This window comes from Cecembia lonarensis LW9 (assembly GCF_000298295.1).
Taxonomy (GTDB): Bacteria; Bacteroidota; Bacteroidia; order Cytophagales; family Cyclobacteriaceae; genus Cecembia; species Cecembia lonarensis.
Genome location: NZ_AMGM01000227.1, coordinates 1 through 940, shown reverse-complemented (window position 1 = coordinate 940; position 940 = coordinate 1). Strand labels below are relative to the sequence as shown.

Sequence of the window (940 nt, the reverse complement as noted above, 5' to 3'; positions counted from 1 at the left end):
AGCGATCTGCTCGAGGATCGGGGTCAGCTGGCGGCAGGGACCGCACCACTCGGCCCAGAAGTCGACGATGACTGGCTTGGAGGCTTCGAGGACCTCGGCCTGGAACGTTGCGTCTGTGACGTCTTTGGTCTGGCTCATGGCCTGCACCTTTCGTAAATGTTTTCTTCCCCGTCGAAGGAGAAGCTGGGGACTAGTTGGAAACGGAAAGAACGTTCGCGGTTGTAGCGGCTTCGACGTCGGCCAAATAGTGTTCGACGTCGAGGGCCGCGGCGCAGCCCGAACCGGCGGCTGTGATGGCCTGGCGGTAGGAGGAATCGATGACATCCCCGGCTGCGAAAACGCCGGGGATGCTGGTCTTGGAAGTTCGTCCTTCAACGGCGATGGTGCCCTCGGTGGTTAGCGTGAGGACGTCCTTGACGAGGTCGGTACGTGGGTCGTTGCCGATGGCCACGAACATGCCCGTGACCGGTACTTCCTGCTCTGCCCCGGTCTTAAGGTTTCGCGGGTTCATAGCGGTGACCTTCTGCTCTCCGGCGATGCCAATGACCTCGGAGTCCCAAATGAATTCGATCTTCGGATGTGCCAGGGCGCGGTCTGCCATAATCTTGGAGGCGCGCAGGGTGTCGCGGCGGTGTACGACGGTGACCTTGGATGCGAACTTGGTCAAGAAAATGGCTTCTTCCATGGCGGAGTCGCCGCCGCCGATGACGGCAATTTCCTGGTCGCGGAAGAAGAATCCGTCGCAGGTCGCGCACCACGAGACGCCGTGTCCGGCCAAGCGCTTCTCGTCAGGTAGACCGATCTCGCGGTAGGCCGATCCTGTGGACAGGATGACCGCATGGGCACGGTACACGGTGCCGTCGCCCAAGGTGACGATCTTGACGTCCCCGGCGAGATCGACGGCGGTGACATCATCGAAGAGGATCTCGGCGCCGAAGCG

Annotated in this window: 2 protein-coding genes; both read right to left on the bottom strand. The window is 61.7% G+C overall.

The window, feature by feature from the left end; all coding sequences use genetic code 11:
• The coding region (locus B879_RS23890; RefSeq protein WP_040401556.1) for a thioredoxin domain-containing protein at window positions 1–138 on the bottom strand (138 nt) is incomplete at its 3' end.
• A gap of 52 nt (window positions 139–190) precedes the next feature.
• Window positions 191–940 (bottom strand): FAD-dependent oxidoreductase (locus tag B879_RS23885; protein WP_040401555.1); only part of this gene is annotated, 750 nt, incomplete at its 5' end.